Genomic DNA, 22,235 nt, shown 5'->3' with positions numbered 1-22,235 from the left:
CAACCCCAGTTGACTGGCGCTTATTAGGCGAAATTGCCTCGCTTACTGGGGCAGGTCGCTATTGCCCATCGCCATCTGCACGACGGTGGGTTGCCCTGATTCATCATGATATTTGTTTGCCCACCGGCTAATAACTTGATCTAGCTCATCAAAAGCAGCTTCACGATCTGCTAGGGGAATGTTGAGCTCTTCTAGGATCCGGCGGGTGCCCGACCGAGAATCAGCCCACTCTCTCATCAGACGGAAGTAGCGAGCAGTGTCTTCCATCATGGCGTAGGTTCGCTCTTCTTCACCGACGGGCGAATAAGATGCCCTCGTCAATGCGTAGAAAGACATCCCACCAGTTGGAGAGTCAATCCTGGCAACTGTTCCGGCGTAGATAAGTCGACGTCTGATATGTTCGGCCAAGGCGTCACTCAGCGCCATCCTGCGGGCTTCAGGTAGATGCTCTTGCGACCTAGTATGTAGAAATTCAACCAGTTCCATGAACTGGAAGCCGTTGAGTAGCTTAGCATTGGGAATGGTATCGGGTAGATCTGCCGCTTCTAGCTTGGCCTCGATCTGCCGCTTCTCGTCCGGGCTGAAGCTGTTGCTCGGAACGCGGTATTCACCTGGCTTCCAAGGATATTGCTGTAGCCACACGTGCGGTAGCTGAATAAGATAGCCTGGCTCTTGGGAGCCTAGCATCTTCAAGATTTTGCCTTCGGTAAGCGCGGCTGTCATCTCCTCAACAATCACTTTGACCCGCTTGGGCTCGATGTGATGTAGATGACCCGTCATCCGCAGGTTGTTTCCCTGCTCCACGTAGGTTGTGTAGATGGCACATTTGGCCGCAGTCGCAGCAGCGTCTAAGAACGCGCCGTGACGATGTCCACCTGTACACATAGCACTGAAGGCCAGGTACATCATGATTTCATCGATTGCGCTGGGGTCTAGCTGCTTTACAAGATCGGTATTACTGGTCATTGAGAACTTAATCAAGCGTAAGTGCTTAACCTATTTAGAATGCACAGAAGTATAGACAAAAGAGACAGAATCTCTCGCACAAGGTCTTTTTAGATTTTGCAGGTTTTGCAGGTTTTTGCCTGATGTGTTCAACGACTGTCAAGATGGCCGATTACCTTGAGCAATCTATTTACATGAGTTTACATCTTACACCTATATATAATTTCCCATTCGATAGTTGCATTCTCAAAATGCAAACAGTTCTTTACTGTATCTTTAGGATGATTCCCTTTTACTGACTTGGGGCTCGTCATCTGCGTTGTAAGTGCATCTGTAGAATTACGGAAATCTGGACTGTTTCTGTAGCGTTGGTAACACATTTTGTTGCACTTCAGGTAACTCGGGGCTACAGGCGATTCGATCTACAGGTAACTCGGGTTGATTCGACCACTGCCTCGATGAGAAATTTCAGATTTCTCTTTTTTGAGACTTACTAGATATAGCGTTGGTTGACTGCTGTTACGCTCGAACCCTTCTAGGATGCCTGAGACTTTGGTGGTAGAAAAAGTTGACGAACCGACAAATGAATAGTGTAGTAAAGTCCCAGCTAGACAAGCAGCAGTAACAAATCCATTAGGTGAGTAGTGAGAAGCGTTCAGCATGATGCTAAGTGATTCCTAAATCGTTATTCACTGTTACGCTGAATTTATGCAAAGTCAGGACTTTAAATGTGAAGAATTGACTTATTCATTGTGAAACTAGCTGTTCGCACAGCATCCACTCCCCAGCAGGATTCCATGTGCCCAGGATCTGTACAGATCGATTGGTTAAAGTGTTTTGAAAAATCTCTGTAATCTCCGATCTAACTGTTATCAATATCAGCCTGTTGGGAAGGTCAATAGCTGTGTTTTGATGAAGTTCGTAGCGATCTTCCCCATTCTTTCTGAATTTACCGATAACTATTCTCATTTGATTGGACACAGATTGATTCTGTAATTTTGCTGAGATAGCAGACTCATCAAAAGGGTGATTTCCGCTGCTTAGATAGGTATTAGGGTTATCAAGATAATACTTTTGTAGGGATTTCCACTGCGGGTTAGTTGGCGATAGATTGAAGAGTGGAATGATAGCAGCAGGCATGGTAGGTTCACTGATCAAAGCTGTTTGTAGCGATCGCACCGCCAGCGCCCTCGGACTGCAGTTCTTTTCCACACACAGCGCCGCCGCCATCCCGGCGGCCTGTCCAATACCCAAGACTACGGGCTGCAATCGAGTTGCTCCGTTCGCGATGTGTGAAACCGAGATATTCTTTTCGCAGACCAGCAAACCATCTGTTGCCGCTGGTACTAGCGCGCCGTAGGGGATAGTAAAAGGTGTGCCGGTCCAGCGTCCGCCCCAGCGAATGGCTTTAGGTGCTAAGGGCATCTCGAAGCCGGGATAGTGATGATCGTTTGGATAGTTGCCCATAGCAATAGAGCAAACTTCGCCTCGCTCGTCTAGGGGTAAGGCGGCTGTTTGAGCATCGGGCAAGGGCAAAATATCTCGTTCGCTAATGGTTGCTAGTCCCTTTAGGCGGCGGCTTTCTCGGTAGTAGGGCATCAGGGCAAAACCGCCGCCAGGAGAGGCTTTGGTAGATGGAAAAATATTAGTTGCAAGGCCGTAGCGATCGCCTAGCTGACTTTGAATGTAGTGAGCAAATGCCTGGGTATGTCGCTGGGCCTCTTTACCGTACTGTTCTCTGGCGGCAGCCGATTCGACTAGCCGATGTAGCCCGACGCCGTAGTCATTGCCTCGGTGCGGCCAGTTGATCATAAATAGATTGTCTGGTAGCCGCCCATAGTTTAGGAATGTCTGTCCTGCGGATGTCTGCTGATCGCCATAGTTGGACCAAGCACCTGCAAACAGATTTGATAGGTCACTATTTGGCGGGTCGTCTTCTACCTGAACGGTGGATGGTCGCTCGATTTTGTGCTCAATCTGGCGTTCGATTTTGGGAGCGCCAGCATCCTGGTAATCCTGCATAATCGCGACCCAGGTTGGCGACTGCACTGGATAGCGCTGCGTGATTTCGTAGAGTGGATCACTCGGATCGCTGAGAGAAACAGGCGCACTAGGTTCGTCCCAAATACTGCGGGTTTCCCATCCCCATCGGTAGGGCACCTCCCCAAGCGCTAGGATATCGCCTAGTTCGGTGCCGTCGATTGTGATGGTTGCATGGACAGTGAGCTGATCGAACTGGATACCAGTAATGCGATCGCCCGAGCGTAAGACTTCTCTTGGACGTTGCCCAGAAATCCAGCTCAAATTGGGCAAGGTATCCACCCAGTCGGCAAAGATCTGCGCGCCGATGGCTGGATTGTAGGTAAAGAAGCTGACCCAGCCGTTGCCTAATCCGCCAGGATGCCGACAGCGCAGCTCTTGTAAGAATGCTCCCCAAATCCCAGTCTGAAAGGCTTCTAGCTCATTGCCATCGGGAGCGCAAACCCCGGCTGACGTTAGCATGCCACCTAGCCACGGTAGCTCTGAAACCAGCACAACCCGCAGCCCACTTTGCTGACCACGTCTCGCCGCCTGAATCGCTGCGGCTGTGCCGCCTGTGCCACCACCGACGACCAGAACATCTGCGCTAATCGTGTCCATTTTTTACGCACTGAAAGCCTACAGGTTGCAAGCTTACAGATAAGGGGTCACATCTTCACCGGCTTCATCGGCTAGGTACGTCAGCGCCCTGAACCTTAAGCCTACTAGCTGCTCGTAAAGAGGGTTGATTTTGCACATAGGCGGAATGCGAACGACTTTGTCGCCAAAGAGTTTGACATCTCGCTCAAAGGGGCACTGCGACGGTACGAGCTTACAGACAAACTTGGCTAGGTGGGGGTCTTCTACGCTGAACTCATCTAGCCACTCACGAACGGGCTTGAGAGGTTTGGCGCTACTGACCTTTTTCTTCAGCGCGCTAGCAGCTTTACTACTGAGGCTGCCTTTGGATTTGTCGGAAGCTGACTCGTCAATGGTCGGATCGCTAAGCTTGTGCAGCGTAGACTGCAAAGAGGTGAGAATGCCCTCGTCTAGGTCGAGGGCACGGGCAAACGCCACAATCTGGTCATTCTCAGCTTCGGAGTAGACCCCGTCAGCCAGAGAGACCATGACGGCCATTCTCAAAAAGTTTTGAGCAGCGGCGCTGTCTAGATGAAGCGCCTCGGCCAGCTCTTGGGGCTCGATGGGGTCTAGGGTATCGAAATTAACGTTAGGTACAAATTCAGAGGTTACCATCGTGTGAATAGCACTCTTTTCTTCTTCGTCAAAATGACCATCTGCCCAGGCAATGGTGAGTAGTCCGCGCAGCCATACCTGGATTTGAGACTGCGTGTAGGGGGAGTTCTGAATAGCTGAGGTCATGGTGTTCTCTATTGCGTTCTTTTCTGTGGCGTTCTCTAAAGAGTGGTATGCAGCAACCTATGGTTCAAATTATTCAGATTCAAGGTATCTAATCTGGTTAATTAATTCCAGTTATCTTTCAGTAGATTTTGTCATCTTTCGGCGGATTCTCGCCATTGCGATCCGGTTTTGCCTGTGGCTACCCAAAGTAGCGATCGCGCCCCGTCTCGAACATCTCGGACGATAGTTTCTGGACGCTGAGGCGGTCGCTCGGTAGGAATCTCGATCGACTTAAAAGCGATGCTGCGACTGCCTAAGACAATCTGCGCGACGATGCTAGCTCTACGCATATGGTAGTCAGAGGTAATTAGATACACTTCATGAATATTTTGGGCTTCTAGCTCGTCTACGAGGGTCGTGAAATTGGTGACGGTATCGACGGCTTGGTAGTCTAGGTGCCATTGCTCAGACGGAATCTCGGCTTCGTCAAAAACCCACTGGGCATATTCTGGATTGCTGCCAGATGAGATCCATATCTCTACGGCGGGGTGAGCTTTAGCAAATTGAGCGGCAAAGCGTTCTCGCTCGGGGGCTCCGCCTAGGACTAGGGCAACAGAAGGGGTGAGGAACTGCTGCTGGTAGCGAGAGTAGGCGCAAAAGAGGGCGATCGCACTTACACCTAGCACGCTTGTCCACATCAAAGCTAGCAGTGAACCCGAAAGCCTACCTGTTCTTCCACTGCCAGGTTCCCCCTTAGTTCGACTGCTCGTTCGGCTGCGTAACTGGCTGCTCGACTGGCCACTCGACTGGCCACTCAACCGTGCTTTTCGTTTACCCTTCTCTCGCAGCGCTCGTGTGATTGCTTTTTTGGTGTACATAAGCTAGAAACGCAAGTGGAGCAACTTTATATAGAGAAGATGCGGAAGAACTCGTTTAAAGACGCCCAGAGACATGGAGTATTGGATGCAGTCGGTCTCGACTGATAGCAGGCATATGAGGTTGCGTTGATCCACATAATATTACGCGAGTCAAACTCTAATCATGAAAAAGCGACAGGAATTGATTAGAATTGCCTGTCGCCCTTGTCATAAAAGCAGCGTAGCAGTCAACAGAACACGGCTTCTGCTTGGATTTTTTCCCGTTTTCGGTACGGTACTAAACCTCTACCATGTGCTGCGAGAAGGTATTAGAGGTATCTTCACCTGCTTTCACGCCTGATAGCATTTCACGCAGGCTCTCGCCTTCGATGACCTCTTCTTCTAGCAACTGCTGAGAGATGGTCTCTAACAACTCTCGGTTGTCTTTCAAGATCCGCAAGGCTCGCTGATGAGCAGCTTCGACGATACTTTTGACTTCTTCATCAATGGCCTTAGCGGTCTCGTCACTGACTAAGCGGCGAGCGTTGGGTGCTGTGCCATTGTCTAGAAAGTTGTTTTGCTTGCTGCGATCGTAGGCAAGTGGACCTAGCACTTGGCTCATACCGTAGCTGGTGACCATCTGCTCGGCGACATCGGTGGCTCGTTGCAGGTCATTAGCCGCACCCGTTGTAATTGAGCCAAAGACGACTTCTTCCGCAGAGCGACCGCCTAGCATAGTGGCGATTTGGCCCTTAAGCTCGGCTTCATCTCGCAAGAAACGATCTTCAGTCGGTAGCTGCAGCGTGTAGCCCAGTGCAGCCATCCCTCTAGGTACAATAGAGATCTTTTCTACCTGATCCGATCCAGGCATGGCCGCCCCTACTAGGGCATGACCTACTTCGTGATAGGCGACGATCTCTTTTTCTTTGTCGTTTAGCACGCGGCTACGCTTTTCGAGCCCAGCAACGACACGTTCGATGGCTTCAGCAAAGTCTGCTTGCACGACGGCTTCTCGGTGGTTACGAGCGGCCAGTAGGGCTGCTTCGTTGACAAGGTTAGCTAGATCGGCACCGGCAAATCCTGGCGTACGAGTGGCGATCGCATTCAAATCCACCTCATCCGATAGCTTTACTTCTTGAGCGTGGATATCTAGAATTGCCTGCCGCCCTTTCAAATCAGGCCGATCGACTAGCACCTGCCGATCAAATCGACCGGGCCTGAGCAAGGCTGGATCGAGCGTTTCTGGGCGGTTGGTGGCCCCCAACACAATAATGGTCGAGTCAGCGCCGCCAAAGCCATCCATTTCGGCCAGTAGCTGGTTGAGCGTCTGCTCACGCTCGTCATTACCGCCGTAGAAGCCACCAGAGGCACGAGACTTACCGATGGCGTCAAGCTCGTCGATAAATACGATGCAAGGGGCTTGCTTTTTGGCCTGCTCGAACAAGTCACGAACCCGAGAAGAGCCGACGCCGACGAACATCTCGATAAATTCGGAGCCAGAAATGCTAAAGAAAGGCACGCCTGCTTCACCCGCAACGGCTTTGGCCAGCAGCGTTTTCCCTGTTCCTGGCGGACCAACCAACAGGACGCCTTTTGGAATGCGCGCCCCTAGGTCAGTGAAGCGCTTGGAGTTTTTCAAAAAGTCTACGATTTCGACTAGCTCAGTTTTGGCTTCATCGACACCTGCTACATCAGTAAAGGTGGTTTTGGTATCTTCATCTTCGACATAGATTTTGGCTTTGCTTTTGCCAATTGAGAACATGCCGCCTTGACCCCCTTGACTACGCCTAAGAAAGATGCTCCAAATACCTACGAAGATCAAAGGAGGAATGACCCAGCTCAACAGGTTGCTGAACCACTGATTGCTGTTGGGCGGAGTAGCCGAAAACTCTACGCCATTTTCCTGTAATAGCGTCGGCAGATTTAGATCAAAGACAGGGTTGGTGGTATATATCGGCCCTTCCTCTTCTAGCTGATAGCTAATTACCTTGTCACCGACTGAGGCGCTAGCGACCTGATGATTAGTGACTTGACCGATGAAAGTACTGTAGGGCACTTTTTCAGCTGCTTGACCAAACGATGGCGGTAAAAAAGTGCTGATGAGTAGCACGCCGCTGAGGATCAAAAATATCCAGTTGGTCGCTTTTTTCTGAGGTGGTCGCTTATCCTTTACGGGCATAGCATTGCTCTCTTATCTCTTTTGGATACGTCTTTTTTGATACAAATATCGTAACAAGGGCGACGAATTGGGGTGATCTATCCGATGGGGTGATTGCCGTAATCGGCATAAGTGCCTGTTACCCAACTGTGTCAGCAACTTAACTGGCAAACGCTAATCAACACAATATTGACCTGTTTGTTCAGTTCAGCTTGAAATCTTCCTGTTTAGGCAGGACAGACAAGAAGGTGACATGTAATGCTCGTAAATAAGCTGGTTAGCTATCGATAATACCTAGATAGCTAGCGCTACCAATCAGCCTGGTTGAGGAGATTTTTATGAGACGTATTCACAGCGCTTTTAGCAATATTTTTGGCACGAGTTTAGCTGTAGGTGCGATCGCCAGCATATTGCTCGTCTCCTCAGCGCCGTTTCAAGCTGGCCACTCACCGCTTCAGCCTGCTGCGCCAGCAGAAGCCACTGCGAGTAAGTCTTTACCGATTGCACATTTAATCGGCATCGCTCAGTTTGTTAAAAATCCGACCGATTATAGACTCGCGTATGGAGACCAGCTGGCTCAAGTGATCGGCGCGTCTTTGGAAGGCGATCGCATGACAATCTCCTATAAGTATCTAGATGCAAACCTGGATGCAAACGCTGTCAAAATAGGAGAGTTAGTTGGCAAGCTTGATAGCGAAGGCATCTTTAAAGGCGTCTTTCAAGTCCAACACAAATCAGATGGCGTCAAAGCAAACGCTGCCTTTGCCTTTCATGCTGATGGCACAGCCAAGGCAATCGATAGCGAGACAGCAGCTCGTATCCTGCTGTAGCCTTCTATAGCCTGTTCCCTTTAGAGAGAACAGGCTGCCCTGAAGCGCCATCAGGTAAACATATATACCGGCATACCAAGATGGGCTTACCCAGCTAACAGAGCCTCTTTCTCAATTTTCTCTTCGTCTTCTTTGGCAAGTATTCGACCCTCGTCTTCAAATCCTTTGATCTCATTGAAGTTGAGATAGCGATACACCTCGCCTTCAAACGGTTTAATCTTGCTAGCTACCACTTCTAGATACTGATCGAGATCGGGAATCTTGCCTATCAACGCGCAGGCGGCGGCAAGTTCAGCGGAGCCTAAATAAACCTGAGCCCCTTTGCCCATTCTGTTGTTGAAATTGCGGGTAGAAGTAGAGAAGACCGTAACGCCATCTTCAACGCGGGCCTGGTTGCCCATACATAAAGAGCAGCCGGGCATTTCGGTGCGAGCGCCTGAGGCGGCAAAGGTGCCGTAGTAGCCTTCTTTACGAAGCTGCTGCTCGTCCATACGGGTAGGCGGACAAATCCACAGACGACCTTTGACGACACCTTCGTTCTCTAGCACTTTGGCGGCGGCGCGGTAGTGGCCGATATTAGTCATACAAGAGCCGATGAAGACCTCGTCGATTTTGTCGCCAACCACGTCAGAGAGCGTTTTCACGTTGTCAGGATCGTTGGGCGCAGCGACAATAGGCTCTTTTAACTCGTTAAGGTCGATTTCGATTACTTCTGCATAGTCAGCGTCTTCGTCCGCGCTCATCAGGGTTGGATTTTCTAACCACTTTTCCATTTCAGCAATGCGACGGGCGAGCGTTCTTTCGTCGTGGTAGCCGCGCGCAATCATGTTCTTCATCAAAGAGACGTTCGAGCGCAGATATTCGGCGGTGGTTTCTTCACTGAGTTTGATAGTGCAGCCAGCACATGAGCGTTCAGCGGAGGCGTCGGTGAGTTCAAAAGCCTGTTCTAGTTTGAGATTAGGCAGTCCTTCCATCTCTAGAATGCGACCTGAAAACACATTTTTCTTATTCTCTTTTTCTACGGTTAAGAGACCTTTTTGAATGGCAACTAGGGGAATCGCGTTGACCACATCTCTAAGTGTAATACCAGGCTGTAGCTCTCCTTTGAACCGAACTAGAACAGATTCAGGCATGTCCAAAGGCATCGCCCCAATCGCGGCAGCGAATGCCACGAGCCCTGAACCCGCAGGAAAGGAAATTCCAAGCGGGAAGCGAGTATGTGAATCTCCGCCTGTCCCTACAGTGTCGGGTAATAGCATCCTATTGAGCCAGGAGTGGATAATGCCATCGCCTGGCTCTAGCGCCACGCCGCCACGCGAGGCGAAGAAGTCGGGCAGCGTCGCGTGAGTTTGAACGTCTACAGGCTTAGGATAGGCGGCGGTGTGACAGAAGGTTTGGAGGACGAGGCCAGCGCTGAAGCCCAGGCAGGCAAGCTCTTTCATCTCGTCGCGGGTCATGGGGCCGGTGGTGTCTTGCGAGCCGACGGTGGTCATCAGCGGTTCACAAGAGGTGCCGGGCCGGACGCCGGGGAGACCACAGGCTTTGCCGACCATTTTCTGGGCGAGGGTGAAGCCTTTGCCAGTATCAACTGGTGCGGAGGGCCGTACGAATACGTCTGAAGGTTCTAAACCTAACGCGATTCGGGTTTTGTCTGTCAGGGAACGACCGATAATTAAAGGAATACGACCGCCAGCACGAACTTCGTCAAGGATAGTTTCTGGGGTAAGGCTGAAGGTGGAAACAACATCGCCTGTCTCATTGGTGATTTTGCCTTGGTAGGGATGAATGGTGAGCACATCGCCTGTGTTCATTTTGGACACATCGCATTCGATCGGCAGAGCACCGGAGTCTTCGGCGGTGTTGAAGAAGATGGGCGCGATCTTGTTACCAAGGATGAAGCCGCCTGTGCGCTTGTTGGGTACAAAGGGAATATCTGCGCCGATGTGCCAGATGACGGAGTTCATGGCCGATTTGCGCGAAGATCCGGTGCCGACGACATCGCCGACGTAGGCGATCGCATGCCCTTTTTCTTTCAGTTCAGCTAGCGTCCCTAGCGGATCGTCCATCTTGGACTCTAGCATCACCTGAGCATGTAGCGGAATATCAGGTCTGGTGGTCGCGTGTGGCGCTGGTGAAAGATCGTCAGTGTTGGTTTCGCCCGGCACCTTGAAGACGGTGACGGTAATAGTCTCTGCAACTTTGGGCTTGTTGGTGAACCATTCGGCAGCCGCCCAAGACTCTACTACCTGCTTGGCGAAGCGGTTGGCTCTAGACAGTTCGAGAACGTCGTTGAAGGCGTCATACACCAGCAGCGTTTTCTTCAGAGCGTCTGCAGCGAGCTGAGCCATCTCGTCTCGATCGTCTTTTAGCAGCGCAATTAGGGAAGCCACATTATAGCCACCGAGCATGGTCCCTAGGATCTCGACAGCTTTTTTCGGTGAGATCAGCGGACTGGTGGTTTCGCCTTGGGCAATAGCCGTCAGAAAAGACGCTTTGACATAGGAGGCGGGATCGACGCCAGGCGCGATGCGATCACACAAAAGCATCATCAAAAAGTCTTCTTCACCGGCAGGCGGCGCTTTAAGCAGTTCGCAAAGTGCCGAGGTCTGGTCTGCATCTAACGGTAAGGGCGGTACGTTTAGAGCAGCGCGTTCTTCAACATGTTTGCGATAAGACTCGAGCATTAGGTCACTCACCTTCTTTGGTATACGAAATAAAGCAGTTAAGGGTAGCAGCAAACACTATACTCCCACCCTTAACTAAGGTTAATGTTACGACATTCGTTCCTGTAGATGAAGGTGTGGATGACGCTAATGAAGGAATGTCATCGATTGCCGATGATATTATCCTTTCTCAGTCGCGCCTGCTAATCTCTCATCCTTCGGCGATAGCGAGCTTGGCGCTGGCGTTTGCTGCTTTGCTGTCTGCATTTTGCCATGGTGCCTCTCCACAAGATGGAAAAAGGAATCGCGATTACGCCTGCTATAACCAGCAGAAATACGCCTGAGAGCCAGTCATTAGGCAGCGTTCCAGCCGATCTCATATAGGCGATAACGACGATTGCATATACTGCCTGCATTCCAAAAATGAACAGCCATCCAAGGATGAGCATCGGCCAAGGTAAGCTACCGGCAGACAGACTGCGGTAGGCTCTGCCTTCGAGCGCTATCTGCTCCATCGGCGTGTAGCCCTTAGGTGCTTTATCGACGCTGACAGGAAGCTGCGCCGGAACTTCTGTCACGGTTGGAAGGGAACTGTCAGGACGGTCTGGAAAAAAACGAGCAAATTCGTTGTCGTTCACAGTAGATATCTGACCTACTTTAAGTGTCATTGATGCAATATGACATCACTGTAAACTAACGAATTACGGAAACCATATCCCCCCACCAGGTACTTTTTCCGTATGCTCTTTCTACATATTTTCCACGTTCGTAGCTTGTCGATAGTATCTGCTACTCACAAAGTAGAGCTGCTAAAAGAAAGCGATCACAAAGTGCAACAAAGTGCAATGCCGCTAGCTAGTTCATAAACTAGTCCATAAAACACTCATAGGCTGAAAACACGGCTCTATATACTTGCCAAGCTGCTAAAGAACGACGACGACGTAGAAAGTAAAACCGAGTCATTATGAGATCCTACTGCACACAACTTCTGCATATTCTCACGTAATGTCTCATCTATTTATGCATGCCTTATCTATTTTATGCATGGCGACTTATGTATAGCACCTTATGCATAGCAGCTTACGTTCAGTGGTCGTGCGGCGATGAGGTGAGCTTGATCTGCGCTTCCACACATAATTCCCTACACTAGGAGACAATTCATCTCCATGCCTTCTCATGCTGTTAGAAACTGCTCAAAGAAATAAGCTCGACGCCTCAAATGATTCTCTATTCTACGCGCAGCCGAGATTCGTAACCCATGTGGACGAAGGATTCATTGCTCAGTTGACTAAGCTATATCGCGATCGCATTCCCCCAGACAGCCGCGTTTTTGACATGATGAGTAGCTGGGTCTCGCATCTGCCAAGCGATGTTAACTATGCCCACGTAGAAGGCCATGGTCTTAATGCTGAAGAGCTGGCTCGGAACCGGCAGCTTGACCATTACTTTGTGCAAAACCTGAATGAGGATCAAACCCTACCTTTGGAAGATTGTTCTTTTGATGCAGTGATCAATACTGTTTCCGTTCAATATATTCAGTATCCTGAACAGATCTTCGCAGAAATCTACAGAGTATTGAAGCCTGGTGGAATTGCGATTTTCAGTTTCTCTAATCGAATGTTCTATCAAAAGGCGATCGCGCTTTGGCGAGATGGCAGCGAAGCGAGTAGGGTTGAGCTAGTAAAGCGCTACTTCGATACTGTTCCTGGCTTTGGCAATATCGAAACTGTGATCAACAAATCAGAAGCGCCCGCAGTCTTGCAGATGATGGGACTAGGGGGCGGCGATCCCTTCTATGCGGTAATCGCTGAGAAGATGCAGCCTCTGCTGTAGTCGCGTTGTGTAGTCAGGCCAAGATCATAGTCAGGTCAAAATATGATCAGGTTAAAATCAATGACTCCATTTGTTCTTGGAGATCTTTGGTCAGCGATGCGATCGCCTGTCGTCTCTTAGCCTTGTAGTCAGCAAATAGAGGGCCAATTGCAATCGGTTCGCCGACGGTTGCGATCGCTCGCTGTGGCCCTAGCTGCAGTCCAGTCACGGGCTGCCGATGCTGATCATTCTTGATCTTCTCCACCATGTCTCGCAGCAGCAAAGCCGTCTCTGCAAACCGATCGGCACTGGGGTTCTCTTTGACATAGTGACCCGTAACAGCTACAAAGCTTTCGACTAGGCGCATATGCCACAGGCGAAAGTCGGCCTCCTCTGCCACGCGATCGGCAAGTCCTCGATCCACAGGTGAAAGTTTTTCTGTGTCATCTCGAAAGATACGATCCCAGCCAGCCTGCTCTAGCTTGCGACAGCGATCGATCGTCGATCCTTTGGGTCTGAGCCTAAAGTATTGCTCGGCTACTTTGAGCGCTTCATCAATGAGCGATCGCAGCCGCACTGCCAGCAAATCATTCGCATCCATCGGCTCATCTGTGCGTCCAGCCAACTCATCCGCCGCCTTAAACGTCACCCCATAGAATTTCTGATAATAGCCCTCCATTAGCGTTAGCAAATGAGACGCTAATTGATAGAGCCGTCCATACAAATCTAATCCGCTCTCCGTATCCAGGCCGCTTTCCGCCTCTAGCCGAGTCATCATCGACTCTAGCTCCTGCCAAGGCGCTTCGATATAGCGATACTGAATGCCCAGCGGCAAAATCACCACATTCGCATCCCGTTCTTGTGCGATCAAATCCTCTTGACACCAAAAGGCTAGCTGAGCAATGCCTGGCTCTAGCGGACTGACAATCTCGTTATGTCCGTTATTTCCACCCTCCGGGGCTGCGGCCAAAGGAAACTGACCATTGGCAAACAGATCTCGCGCAGTCTTCAGCGCCTGCAAATCCAGCTTCCCTCGCTGAATCGGCACCCCACCTAGCCGGGAAAACAGCCAGCTCAGATAGCCACCGGCCCATAGTGGAATGCCGCGATCGTAGATAAAGTGTGAGTGCGTCGTGCCTAAAGACAGTCCCATCTGCCTAGCCGTCTGGGGCAAATCTCGCCAAAGCAGATGACTCAGCACATAGGGATCGGTCGGATTCGGATGGCGAAAAGCCAGCAAGAACCGAGTTTTTCCTAGCTCAAACTCGTGATAGAGCTTCGCCAAAGCCTCTACGTTGCGCGACTCTACTTCCACCAAATTTGTTTGCCAGTTAGTCCATAGAGGCATCAATGGCCCCATCGCCCGTCGCATTAGCGGACTGTAGTTGGGCGGAATAAAATCGAGAGCAGGCTGAGCGCGACGGATTACAGAAGCCATTAAGACGAGTCAAAAAGAACAGAACAAAGAAAAAGTAAAGTGAAGATAGTCAAGACTTTATATCAGCTTGCCCTGTTTAGTCGCCCACCTTCAGACGTTTTGCGAGCCGGGTGGCTAGATTGTCCTATCCATCGACACAGCACCGACTCAGCACCGACTCAGCACCGTCGCCTAGTTCATTGCTTCTGGGTAGGCGCGGACAATCTCATCAAATTCACGATCGATCTCTTCCACGGGCCGCTGGCTGTGGCGCAAGGAAATATCTAGCAATCGCAGTCGTTCGATACACAGTCGACTGCGCGTCATCTTGTCATTACTCTGGTGCTTGAATCCCTCAGCTAGGGTCGTCACAAAGCCAAAAAATGCTGCAATTCCACAAGATAGCTGCCATCCCTGCGTGCCAGCACCTATAACTGGGCCTCGGGCCGCCGCCAAAGTTGTAATCAACGTAGTCGAAGCCGCGCTCACAATCGAGGTCATGAACAAGACGGAGTTTAGCCGCGTAATTGCTCGGGTCATATTGACCGAATGGTCGAGGCTCTTGGCAATATTTTGAACAATGCGCTCAGGGATATCGGCTCTTGGCTCCATAACTGAAAGCTCCTTACTACCGTCTCTACTAACAGGGGTCTACTCTAGTTTTCTCTGGCTACGCACGTTGATATTGCATACCTGGTAGCTGAATCACCAACCCCGACAACTCTAATTGAAATAGCGCACTGAGCACAGCGCCCGTCTCAATTTGGGTTTGCTGAACGATATGGTCAAATACGATCGGCTCGATCGGCACCGCGTCTAACACGCTCGCAAGCATTGGCGTTAGTGCGGAGATAGCTTCTGAGATAGCTTTCTCTGAATCGATTGAATCCACTCCCGGCCCCCTCGACGGTTCTAAGTCTTCTAGACTTTTTCGAGCGGTGTCTTCTAGGCCGACTTTTTCGAGAAGGGTAGATTCAGAAGTGTCTGACTGACTAAACTCTGTGCGATTGGGAACTGCTGGTAAATCCACCATTGGAAGGCTTTCTAACGCCTCTATCAAGAATTGCTCGCCCAAGATAATTTGTCCGCCTTCGGCGATGAGGCGCAAACAGCCTTCTCCTTGCTCATTGTCTAGCGCACTGGGCAGCGCATACACCTCCCGGCAATAGTCGTTCGCTAATCTAGCCGTAATCAGTGCCCCCGATCGCGCTGGCGCTTCTGTGACTAGGATGGCTCGGCTCAGTCCAGCAATAATTCGATTCCGCTGCGGGAAATGCGTTTTATCTGGCCCAGTGCCATCTGGATATTCACTCACGACTAAACCGTTTGCGACCACCTGCTGATACAGACTTTGGTTGCGAGCCGGGTACACCACATCTACGCCCGTGCCGACTACCGCTACTGTCAATCCCTGATGGGACAAACAGCCTGTATGCGCTTCGGTATCGATGCCCGCCGCTAGCCCCGAAATAATCACCGCTCCTTTTTGTGATAGCCGCTGACTGAGCCGCTGTGTCCACCGCTTGCCATAGGCAGAAGGTCGGCGCGTTCCCACCATGCCTACGGTCAGCATATTCGGATCTCTCAGCCGCAGATTGCCGCGATAGTAAAGTACGGGCGGCGGATCGTTGATCGCAAACAGCAGCGCCGGATAGTCCGCATCCGCCGGCGTCCAAAAAGCCTGATTCTTTTTTTCGTGCTCAGCTAGTAACCGTTCAGGATTTAGTTGCGATCGCATGCCTACAATCCGCTCAGCGCTCAACAGCCCAATGCCATCAACTGTCAGTAGTTCGTCTGCTGCTGCTTGCCAGGCCAGCTCTAGCGCGCCAAAATGCTCCCACAGCCGCTTAATCGTCACCGGACCTACGTGCTTAATCTGCGACCACGCCAGCCAATACGCTCTTTCTGTCGCCACACGCTTTCTCCAGTCACATTACGCCTTAGAGTGCCCGTCGCATATTCAGTGACACGCTCCCCAAGCTTGAGTGCCGATCAGCCAAAGCTTCCTATCCCCCACGAGGGCATAGCACTTTATTCAGGCATTTGATAATTTTCTAGGAGTCAACACCCTTGCCAAAGCTGTGTTTCTGAGACTTCTGGCAGCTCAGCAGTTTTCTAGAGAGCTGGGTGTAAAACTTCAACTGCAGTGAAAATTATGTCGAATCGTCTCCCTCGCCTGACGCTAATTTCCTCTGCTTCACCGCTGGCTGAACTGCCTAACGCCCTCAGAAAAATTCGAGACCAGAATGGCAATTGCCTAGAGGTTTGGCCATTTTTCACGCATCAACTGCAAGAGCCAACTCTGCTGCCTGAAACGTTTTTGAGTCAGATTCGTCAATCCGATGCCGTTCTGTTCGATCTGCGAGGCAATCCAGATCGAGCCGTGTCTCTGGTGCAGCAGGCTTTGGTAGAAACGAGCGGAGAAGACATTGCCTTTATTCCCGTTTTTGGCGGCGGGCCGAGCATCCTAGCGCTAACTCGTATGGGAGATTTTTCCATGGCGGGTATGGTGGCAGGCCGTTCTACGGGCCACTCTACAAAGAAGGCTACTGAGAAAAGTAACGATACTAAGAAAGAGACTGAGCCGGATCGTCCTTCTGTCTCTGGTGCCAACAATTCTGCTGCTAGCAATTCTGCTACTAAGCGGCGAGAAACTGATGGCTCTAGTGGGACAGACTATCGCCAGCTCAAGCAGGCAGGACAGGGGATTGAGCGGATGGCGAGTAATCTGCCGCCTCATTTGCAGCGTCATGCCAAAAATTGGGCCACCTGCATGCAGTACTGGACTAACTCTGGCGCAGATAACCTAGCTAATCTATTTCGTTTTGTTGCTCGTGAATACGGCGGACTTGCGATTGAAGTCGATGAACCAGCGATCTATCCCAATTTTGGATTTTTAGACTGGCATACCCGAGAGCGCTACGCTAGCTATTCTGACTATGTAGAGGCTCATCCGCTTAACCCAGCGCGTCCCACAGTCGCCTTGCTGGTATACGGTGAAACTAGTTTGGCAGCAAATCTCAGCGGTGGTCAGGAGCTATTTGAGGAGCTGGCAAAGGCCGCAAATGTGCTGCCCTTTTTTGCCGATGGCATCGGCACGGCTGACGCAATTGAGCAACATTTCATTCAAAACGATCAGCCGATTTGCGATGCTATCGTTTCTATGCTGTGGTTTCGGTTAGATGGTGGGCCGCTCGGCGGGGATGGCGAAAAGACAGTACAGCTTCTAAAGCGCTTAGATGTGCCTTATTACGTGGCCATCACTTCAAACAACCGCGAAGTGGCGCTGTGGGAACAGAGCTTGGAGGGTCTGCCGCCTGTAGAAACGCTGGCAACAGTTGCTTTCCCCGAACTAGATGGCGCGATTGATCCGGTTCTAGTGTATGGCCTGGCCGGATCGGACGCGGCGGCTGGGCAAATTACCACACCGGTAAAAGGACGAGGGCGGCGACTAGCGGGGCGAATTCTTAAGCGCATTGCCCTCAAGCACAAGACGAATGCTGAGAAGCGAGTAGCCGTTGTTATTTTCAACTACCCACCTAGCGAAGGCACCCTGGGCTCAGCATCGTTTTTGGATGTGTTTGCTTCTGTCGAACGTACGCTGCTGGCTTTACAGGAAGAGGGCTATGCGGTGACGCCGCCAGCCCCTGAAACGCTTAAAAAGATGTTTTTAGAGCGGGGGCTACTGCACAACGGAGAGTTTACGTCTACCCAGGTAAGTGCCAAGCATGCTATCCGGGTACCGTTGCAGCATTATTTAAGCTGGTATGCCCAACTACCCGAATCACTGCGTCAATCCACTGAGGCCATATTTGGCGAGCCGCCTGGTGATTTGATGGTGAATGGCGAAGATATTTTGATTGCTGGGATTGAGTTTGGCAACGTAGTGGTGGCTGTACAGCCCTCGCGCGGGATTCATGAAGATCCCAGCAAAATTCACCACGACGACACGTTGCCTGCCCATCATCAGTACTATGCCTTCTACCGCTGGCTAGAAGCCTCGAACGGGTGGCAGGCCGATGCGGTGGTGCATGTGGGCACGCATGGCACGTTTGAGTTTCTGCCGGGTAAACAGGTGGCATTGGGCGCAGATTCCGCGCCCGATGCCATGCTAGGCAATCTGCCTAATTTGTACCTCTATCATGTGATGAATGTCTCTGAGGGCACGATTGCTAAACGGCGCAGCTATGCTCAGCTCATTAGCTATGCTTCTCCGACGTTCGCGCCAGCCGGATTGTACGAACATCTGAGTCAGCTAGAAGATGCGATCACGGAGTATGACGAACAGCGGGCGGTGAGTGTGCCGCGCTGCTGGAGCATTCTCAAGCAGGTTTTGGCGCTGTGTGACCAGCATGATGTGCCATTGGATCTGTCGGATGAGTTGAAACAGCCGCTTCATCAGGGAGACATGCCGGGCGAGGCCGCTGCTTTAGAGACTGCCGCTGCTTTGGAACCTTATGAGGCGGCGCTAGAACAGTTGCATATCGATCTATTCGATTTAAAACGGGTCGCGATTCCCCTGGGGCTGCATACCTTCGGTCAGCGCCTGTCGGGAGAGGGGCTGGTTGATTATCTAAATTTGGTCGCTCGCTACGATCGCCCCGAGTCTCCTTCTTTGCCGCGCCTTTTGGCTCAGCGGCAGGGATGGAGTTATGACCAACTGCTAGATGAAGCAGACGCCCAGGTTGAAGCGCTGGCCGATGAAAGCCGTGCCCTCATTACTCAACTGGTTAATGGCTCCACGCGAGAGAGATTGGCGATCACAGCCACAGATTTGTCCCCAGCCCTAACCTACCTAAATTCGGTGCTCTCTCAGATAGAGGCCACTCAAGAGATGAATAGTTTGCTCCACGCGCTTGATGGAGGCTATGTGGAGCCAGGTCTGGGCGGTGATCCGGTGCGATCGCCTTTTACCTATCCCACCGGACGCAACACCTATCAGTTCGACCCGACCAAGCTACCGACCGATAGCGCCTATGAGCGGGGCGCACAAATTGCCGAAGAAACACTAGATCGCTACGTGGCAGAAAAAGGCACTTATCCCGATGCCGTAGGCGTTATTCTCTGGGGCTTTGAAACCTGCAAAACCTATGGCGAAACTATTGGTCAGGTGCTGCGCTATATCGGGGTGCGCGTAGAGCGAGGGCAGGGCTACTTTATGAAGCCAGTGGTGATTCCGCTCGCAGAACTGGGCCGCCCGCGAGTGGATGTCACCGTGAATATCTGCGGGTTCTTTCGCGATCTGTTTCCTAACCTGGTGCGGCTAATTGACCTCGCCTTTCAGACCGTGGCCAAACTGGATGAACCTTTAGAAATGAATGCGGTACGCCGTCATGCCGAGGCGCTTTTGCCTCAGCTAGCGCCAGAGTTAGAGTCTCCGATGGCGAGCAGCATTGAAAACCAACAGCTGGCGGCGGCTCGCATCTTTGGTCCCCCACCTGGAGAGTACGGCAACGGCCTGAGTACCTTGATCGAAACGGCTGCCTGGGAAGACGAGTCGGATCTTGGTCGGCTGTTTATTCAGCGCACTCAATACGTCTATGGCGATCGCATCGCTGGTTACGAGTCACAGCAGGCGTTTGAATCCGCCCTAGGCAGAACCCAGGTTGTCACTCAGGTGCGCGACTCTCACGAGTTTGAAGTCACCGATATAGACCACTATTACGAGTTTTTCGGCGGTATGGCCCAAGCGGCCACCTTGATCAGCGGCGATCGCCCTGACGTGCTGATTGCCGACACCACCCAAGAGCGCATCCAGGTCAAAACCATTCAAGCGGCAGTTCGCCAAGGCGTGACCAGTCGGCTGCTCAATCCCAAATGGATCGACGCCATGCTAGAGCACGACCACAAAGGAGCCCAAGGCATCGCCGATCGGCTGGAGTATTTGGTGGGTTTAGAAGCAACTACCCGCAGCGTCGGTGCCGCCACCTGGCGCAAGGTCGCGCAGCGATTTGTGTTTGACCCGGCTATGCGCGATCGCCTGCGGCAAAACAATCCCTACGCCACTGCCGAAATTGTGCAAAAGCTAGGCGAAGCCGAACATCGCGGCTACTGGCAGCCCACCGCCACCGAACGACAGCAGCTAGAGGAGGGTTATCACGACATAGAACAACAGATTGAATTTGCCCAGATGTAGCCAAAACCCCTGGGGCATAGCCTACTACGCCCGCAACAAAATGCTTAGCAAAGACGATACATTATTCAAACACACCTTTTATCCAAGGAACACAAAATGGCAGCAGAATTCAAGCACGTTATGCTGATGGTCAAAAATGTGAAGGCCACGGTGAAGTTCTATAGCGAAGGTCTTGGCCTAGAGGTCAAAATGGTCAGCCCTGGCTGGGCCGAACTAGATGCAAATGGCACTACCATTGCCATGCATGCAGCTTCTGAAAGTGATACGGGCAGCTCTCCTATTTTGAGCTTTCATGTCGATGATGTTCATGCGGTTGTTTCTTCACTAGAAGCGTTGGGGGCCTCGATGGAAGGAGAGATTCGCGAACCTTCCTTTGGTAAGGTGGCGGCGATGCGATCACCAGATGGACATCTTCTCAGTCTGTTGCAACCTGCAAAAGAGCCAGCCGCAGCAGGAAGCGGACACTAAAAAGGTGCTAATTGAGAGAGCTGAATGGATATATTTATGTTGTGAGAATAAGCCGTATATAAGTCTCGAATAACCAGTACCGAGACTATGAATCGGTACTGGGACCGAGATCAGTCACTATCCTTTAATCGGGTTTCTTATTAGCTGCCTAGATGCCGAATGACTTTTCTTATGTTATCTAGCCTTCCACCTTTTGTTTCCTGATTAGAAAACGAGATTATTTTCGAGCATTGTGAGCTATTCTTCAGAAACGAAGTACGAAGAATTCATACTATCTGCTTTACTGTGTCGTCAGACTGTACCGTAGCAGAAAAGTTTCAGCTATTCGATAGCTTTGATGGTGACATTACCACCTTCTACTGCTCGAATGTGCAGCTCGTAGCCGTACAACAAACTCATCCCGACTAACGGGTCTGTTTCCGCTTCATTCACGGGTATATTCCGATACTGGCCGTCCCAGATGATAGTAGCAGCATAAACTTCAAAAGTAACTTCGCTGCCATCACCTAAGGTGCCACGATCAAGACCTGTCCAAGATAAGTTTAGAGTCTCGATGATTTCGCGTGGCAAGCTCAAAAAACCTGTATATCCCGTATCAATCACAGCATCAATCAGTTGATTCTGACGACTTGTGTTACCGACAACTAACGCAATCGTTGCCTCACAGCCTGAATTTACGACTCCCTGCATCATACGAGTTTTTTCAGACTCCGTGCGCCAAAACGGTGAACTGCTCGATGTCCAATACGGACGATCCAAGGTTGAGCATCTGGAAAACGCTCGAATAAGCGCTCAGTAGCCGTCAAGATTCCGTCGGCTACTTCAAATGCTCCCGTTTCGATGTCGATCGCCACAATTTTGCCGTGGTTGCCTTCCTCTACTTGAGGACGCACTTGAGATTCATAAATCTCGTCACCGCGCCGTGCAAACTCGTCTTTACTGTAGCGGGGTTGGCGCACTGTCATGAGGTTTAGCCTTTATTTCACTACTGTTCTTTCCTTTCATATCGAGTGATAGAAAGAGCACTATCCATCTACTATATTAGCAATGACTACTCCCTGCATCCCACCTCCACGATCCGTGCATTCAACAGTTCTGCCACAGCCGGGTCATGGCTGGTCAAAAGCAGTGTGCCGCCTGCCTGAGTGAAAGTCCGCAACAGATTCAGCATGAGCTGTAGGGACTGAGCATCTTGGCCGACGGTGATTTCGTCTAATAGGCAAAGTTTGGGTTGTCTGGCGAGAACGGTTCCGAGGGCGAGGCGTCGCTTTTGGCCTTGGGAGAGAGACTGAGGATGCTGGTCAGCCAAATCTTGGAGGTTTAGCTGGGTCAAGATTTGGTTGGCGCTGGGAGTTGTAACACCTGGCTGCTGAACTTCTTGCTGTACGGATTCGGCAAAGAGTTGATGGTTGGGGTTTTGTAACACAAAGCCGACGGTGCGAGCTATTTCTACAGTTCGCTGCCTAATGGTGCTGTGTCCGAGGAGTTCGATGTTGCCAGTGGTCGGCTTTACCAGGCCGCTGATCAGTCGCAGTAGCGTTGTTTTGCCGCTGCCGTTGTCGCCCTTGAGC

General features: G+C 51.2%; 18 protein-coding genes. 4 read left to right on the top strand and 14 right to left on the bottom strand.

All coding sequences use genetic code 11. From position 1 onward, the window contains the following. Positions 1-42 precede the first annotated feature (42 nt). The 6 genes from hetR to ftsH form a co-directional block, all read right to left on the bottom strand. A complete protein-coding gene (gene hetR / locus IQ256_RS09125; RefSeq protein WP_193855229.1) occupies positions 43-966 on the bottom strand; it encodes a heterocyst differentiation control protein in 924 nt (307 codons plus the stop codon). Positions 967-1,367: 401 nt separating this feature from the next. After that, on the bottom strand, positions 1,368-1,607 hold the full coding sequence (locus tag IQ256_RS09120; RefSeq protein WP_193855228.1) for a hypothetical protein: 240 nt from the start codon (positions 1,605-1,607) through the stop codon (positions 1,368-1,370). Between the two features lie 85 nt (positions 1,608-1,692). After that, on the bottom strand, positions 1,693-3,585 hold the full coding sequence (locus IQ256_RS09115) for an FAD-dependent oxidoreductase (protein WP_193855227.1): 1,893 nt from the start codon (positions 3,583-3,585) through the stop codon (positions 1,693-1,695). Positions 3,586-3,618: 33 nt separating this feature from the next. After that, positions 3,619-4,344: a Mo-dependent nitrogenase C-terminal domain-containing protein gene (locus IQ256_RS09110; RefSeq protein ID WP_193855226.1), complete on the bottom strand. Its 726-nt coding sequence runs from the start codon at positions 4,342-4,344 to the stop codon at positions 3,619-3,621. Positions 4,345-4,475: 131 nt separating this feature from the next. Beyond that, positions 4,476-5,201, bottom strand: a complete 726-nt coding sequence (locus IQ256_RS09105) for a YdcF family protein (protein WP_193855225.1) — start codon at positions 5,199-5,201, stop codon at positions 4,476-4,478. A 277-nt stretch (positions 5,202-5,478) separates the two neighbouring features. Beyond that, entirely contained in the window at positions 5,479-7,359 is a 1,881-nt protein-coding gene (ftsH, locus tag IQ256_RS09100; protein ID WP_193855224.1) for an ATP-dependent zinc metalloprotease FtsH, read from the bottom strand. 317 nt (positions 7,360-7,676) lie between these two features. Between ftsH and IQ256_RS09095 the strand changes: the two genes are divergently transcribed. Next, complete coding sequence (locus IQ256_RS09095; protein ID WP_193855223.1) at positions 7,677-8,168, top strand: hypothetical protein; 492 nt, start codon at positions 7,677-7,679, stop codon at positions 8,166-8,168. Between the two features lie 86 nt (positions 8,169-8,254). On the opposite strand, the gene acnB is transcribed toward IQ256_RS09095, so the two are convergent. After that, positions 8,255-10,852 carry a bifunctional aconitate hydratase 2/2-methylisocitrate dehydratase gene (gene acnB / locus IQ256_RS09090; RefSeq protein WP_193855222.1) on the bottom strand — a complete coding sequence of 866 codons (2,598 nt, stop codon included), beginning with the start codon at positions 10,850-10,852 and terminating at the stop codon, positions 8,255-8,257. Between the two features lie 182 nt (positions 10,853-11,034). After that, positions 11,035-11,499: a hypothetical protein gene (locus tag IQ256_RS09085; protein WP_193855221.1), complete on the bottom strand. Its 465-nt coding sequence runs from the start codon at positions 11,497-11,499 to the stop codon at positions 11,035-11,037. Between the two features lie 508 nt (positions 11,500-12,007). Here IQ256_RS09085 and IQ256_RS09080 point away from each other — a divergent pair. Further along, positions 12,008-12,664, top strand: a complete 657-nt coding sequence (locus IQ256_RS09080) for a class I SAM-dependent methyltransferase (RefSeq protein WP_193855220.1) — start codon at positions 12,008-12,010, stop codon at positions 12,662-12,664. 46 nt (positions 12,665-12,710) lie between these two features. Here the strand turns inward: IQ256_RS09080 and IQ256_RS09075 are convergent, their stop codons facing one another. From IQ256_RS09075 to dprA, 3 genes are all read right to left on the bottom strand, one after another. Continuing rightward, a complete protein-coding gene (locus IQ256_RS09075) occupies positions 12,711-14,081 on the bottom strand; it encodes a 1-acyl-sn-glycerol-3-phosphate acyltransferase (protein WP_193855219.1) in 1,371 nt (456 codons plus the stop codon). Positions 14,082-14,252: 171 nt separating this feature from the next. Beyond that, positions 14,253-14,672 (bottom strand): hypothetical protein, encoded by a 420-nt coding sequence (locus tag IQ256_RS09070; RefSeq protein WP_193855218.1) that lies wholly within the window; start codon positions 14,670-14,672, stop codon positions 14,253-14,255. A gap of 58 nt (positions 14,673-14,730) precedes the next feature. Next, positions 14,731-15,975: a DNA-processing protein DprA gene (gene dprA / locus IQ256_RS09065; RefSeq protein ID WP_193855217.1), complete on the bottom strand. Its 1,245-nt coding sequence runs from the start codon at positions 15,973-15,975 to the stop codon at positions 14,731-14,733. Between the two features lie 240 nt (positions 15,976-16,215). Between dprA and bchH the strand changes: the two genes are divergently transcribed. Both bchH and IQ256_RS09055 read left to right on the top strand, forming a co-directional pair. Next, positions 16,216-20,196, top strand: coding sequence for a magnesium chelatase subunit H (bchH, locus tag IQ256_RS09060; protein WP_193855216.1), 3,981 nt, complete (start codon positions 16,216-16,218; stop codon positions 20,194-20,196). 96 nt (positions 20,197-20,292) lie between these two features. Beyond that, on the top strand, positions 20,293-20,664 hold the full coding sequence (locus tag IQ256_RS09055) for a VOC family protein (protein ID WP_193855215.1): 372 nt from the start codon (positions 20,293-20,295) through the stop codon (positions 20,662-20,664). A gap of 321 nt (positions 20,665-20,985) precedes the next feature. Here IQ256_RS09055 and IQ256_RS09050 read toward each other — a convergent pair whose 3' ends face one another. The 3 genes from IQ256_RS09050 to IQ256_RS09040 form a co-directional block, all read right to left on the bottom strand. Then, positions 20,986-21,357, bottom strand: a complete 372-nt coding sequence (locus IQ256_RS09050) for a clan AA aspartic protease (protein WP_193855214.1) — start codon at positions 21,355-21,357, stop codon at positions 20,986-20,988. Next, entirely contained in the window at positions 21,354-21,629 is a 276-nt protein-coding gene (locus tag IQ256_RS09045; RefSeq protein WP_193855213.1) for a hypothetical protein, read from the bottom strand. Before IQ256_RS09045 ends, IQ256_RS09050 begins: the two co-directional genes overlap by 4 nt. An 86-nt stretch (positions 21,630-21,715) precedes the next feature. Continuing rightward, on the bottom strand, positions 21,716-22,235 hold a 520-nt coding region (locus IQ256_RS09040), incomplete at its 5' end, for an energy-coupling factor ABC transporter ATP-binding protein (protein WP_193855212.1).

It is taken from the genome of cf. Phormidesmis sp. LEGE 11477 (assembly GCF_015207105.1).
Lineage (GTDB): Bacteria > Cyanobacteriota > Cyanobacteriia > Phormidesmidales > Phormidesmidaceae > Phormidesmis.
The sequence above is the reverse complement of the archived record's forward strand: the minus strand, read 5'-3'. Positions and strand labels throughout refer to the sequence as shown.

Coding starts and splice junctions, on each gene's coding strand:
- hetR (WP_193855229.1), bottom strand. CDS start 966: ATGACCAGTAATACCGATCTTGTAAAGCAGCTAGACCCCAGCGCAATC.
- IQ256_RS09120 (WP_193855228.1), bottom strand. CDS start 1,607: ATGCTGAACGCTTCTCACTACTCACCTAATGGATTTGTTACTGCTGCT.
- IQ256_RS09115 (WP_193855227.1), bottom strand. CDS start 3,585: ATGGACACGATTAGCGCAGATGTTCTGGTCGTCGGTGGTGGCACAGGC.
- IQ256_RS09110 (WP_193855226.1), bottom strand. CDS start 4,344: ATGACCTCAGCTATTCAGAACTCCCCCTACACGCAGTCTCAAATCCAG.
- IQ256_RS09105 (WP_193855225.1), bottom strand. CDS start 5,201: ATGTACACCAAAAAAGCAATCACACGAGCGCTGCGAGAGAAGGGTAAA.
- ftsH (WP_193855224.1), bottom strand. CDS start 7,359: ATGCCCGTAAAGGATAAGCGACCACCTCAGAAAAAAGCGACCAACTGG.
- IQ256_RS09095 (WP_193855223.1), top strand. CDS start 7,677: ATGAGACGTATTCACAGCGCTTTTAGCAATATTTTTGGCACGAGTTTA.
- acnB (WP_193855222.1), bottom strand. CDS start 10,852: ATGCTCGAGTCTTATCGCAAACATGTTGAAGAACGCGCTGCTCTAAAC.
- IQ256_RS09085 (WP_193855221.1), bottom strand. CDS start 11,499: ATGACACTTAAAGTAGGTCAGATATCTACTGTGAACGACAACGAATTT.
- IQ256_RS09080 (WP_193855220.1), top strand. CDS start 12,008: ATGCTGTTAGAAACTGCTCAAAGAAATAAGCTCGACGCCTCAAATGAT.
- IQ256_RS09075 (WP_193855219.1), bottom strand. CDS start 14,081: ATGGCTTCTGTAATCCGTCGCGCTCAGCCTGCTCTCGATTTTATTCCG.
- IQ256_RS09070 (WP_193855218.1), bottom strand. CDS start 14,672: ATGGAGCCAAGAGCCGATATCCCTGAGCGCATTGTTCAAAATATTGCC.
- bchH (WP_193855216.1), top strand. CDS start 16,216: ATGTCGAATCGTCTCCCTCGCCTGACGCTAATTTCCTCTGCTTCACCG.
- IQ256_RS09055 (WP_193855215.1), top strand. CDS start 20,293: ATGGCAGCAGAATTCAAGCACGTTATGCTGATGGTCAAAAATGTGAAG.
- IQ256_RS09050 (WP_193855214.1), bottom strand. CDS start 21,357: ATGATGCAGGGAGTCGTAAATTCAGGCTGTGAGGCAACGATTGCGTTA.
- IQ256_RS09045 (WP_193855213.1), bottom strand. CDS start 21,629: ATGACAGTGCGCCAACCCCGCTACAGTAAAGACGAGTTTGCACGGCGC.